At 32.6% G+C, this 1,156-nt stretch carries 1 protein-coding gene; it reads left to right on the plus strand.

Going from position 1 to position 1,156, the window contains the following annotated elements; genetic code table 11:
• The first annotated feature begins 47 nt into the window (after positions 1 to 47).
• Positions 48 to 1,004, plus strand: a complete 957-nt coding sequence (gene coaA, locus AMDU4_RS13975; protein WP_290705616.1) for a type I pantothenate kinase — start codon at positions 48 to 50, stop codon at positions 1,002 to 1,004.
• Positions 1,005 to 1,156 lie beyond the last annotated feature (152 nt).

Consider the following 1,156-nt stretch of genomic DNA (forward strand, 5'->3'; position numbering starts at 1 on the left):
AATTGCCTCTCATCAATAATTTAAATACTCTTTAAACATTTATGGATATGAATAGAACAGGTCTATCCTCCAGAAAAATAAGTTCCAATCTTTATCTAAGGTTTGATAGGGATGAATGGGCTAAAAGGAGGGGAAATCTTAATGTTACATTGTCCAAAAATGATATAAGAAAGATACTTGCGCTTAACGATAAAATCACAGCATCTCAAATTCGTGATTTTTATTTTCCAATAACCAGATTTCTTCAACTTTCAATAAACAATAACAGGAATCTTTATACAGAAAGGAACAGTTTCATTGGCATAAACCCTAAGAAGGTTCCATTTATAATAGGGGTAACGGGAAGCGTTGCAGTAGGAAAGAGTACAACATCCAGGCTTTTGAAGACACTGCTGGAGAGAATTAATCCCGATTATAATATATACATAGTATCCACCGATAATTTTCTTAAAAAGAATTCTAAGCTGCTAAAAGAGAATCTCATGGAAAGAAAAGGTTTCCCGGAAAGCTATGAAACCCAGGAACTTATAAATTTTCTGGTGGATATAAAATCAGGAATAAGCCATACGGAAATACCTGTTTATTCCCATCTAAAATATGACATACTTAATGAGAAACAGGAAATAGTGGATCCAGATATACTGATAATAGAAGGATTGAATATACTGCAGGTAAATAGCCTCGGAAGACAGGATGAGATTTATGTTTCAGATTTCCTTGATTTTTCAATATTTATAGATGCAGATGTGCAATACATCAAGCAGTGGTTTATAGAGAGATTTTTCATGCTTATGGATACAGCTTTCAGGGAAAAAGACTCCTATTTCAGGAAATACTCCGAATTGACGCGGGAAGAGGCCATTGAACTGTCATCAAGCATATGGGATAATATAAACGGAAAGAACTATTCTGAAAATATTATTAAAACAAGATACCGCGCCGAATTAATAATAGAAAAGGGAAAGAATCACAACATAGAAAGAATAATGATGAAAAAACTGTAAAGTTAATTATTATATTTTTCAATATATGTAATGACTTGAGATTGTTTGGCCAAATACCATATCGAATAAAGCCAGAACAATTCTATCATGAAATATTTTAATATTTATAAGAATGACAAGCATATCTGCACTGACGCCAATAATGAGCTATG

This window comes from Ferroplasma sp. Type II (assembly GCF_000496155.1).